Source organism: Nocardia transvalensis NBRC 15921 (assembly GCF_000308875.1).
Classification (GTDB): domain Bacteria; phylum Actinomycetota; class Actinomycetes; order Mycobacteriales; family Mycobacteriaceae; genus Nocardia; species Nocardia transvalensis.
On record NZ_BAGL01000108.1, the window covers coordinates 1 to 334 of the forward strand.

Consider the following 334-nt stretch of genomic DNA (forward strand, 5'->3'; position numbering starts at 1 on the left):
CAGCTGTCCGCCTTCGGCCGACGAGGTGACCCGCGTGGCCCGCGAGGTCGGCACCGAGGGGCGGCTCGGCGGCCAGGCGCAGGTGCTGGGCGTGTCGGGCACCTGGAAGAGCCTGACGGAGTCGGTGAACTTCATGGCGGCCAACCTCACCGACCAGGTGCGGTCGATCGCGCAGGTCTCCGCGGCGGTCGCGAAGGGCGATCTGTCGCAGAAGATCAACGTCGAGGCCAAGGGCGAGATCCTCGAGCTGAAGAGCACCATCAACACGATGGTCGACACCCTGTCGTCGTTCGCCGACGAGGTGACGCGTGTCGCGCGTGAGGTCGGCACCGAC

Annotated in this window: 1 protein-coding gene; it reads left to right on the forward strand. The window is 68.9% G+C overall.

The genetic code is table 11. The features are described 5' to 3' along the window. Positions 1–34: 34 nt before the first annotated feature. A partial coding sequence (locus ON41_RS30690) for a HAMP domain-containing protein (protein ID WP_246829632.1) occupies positions 35–334 on the forward strand: 300 nt, incomplete at its 3' end.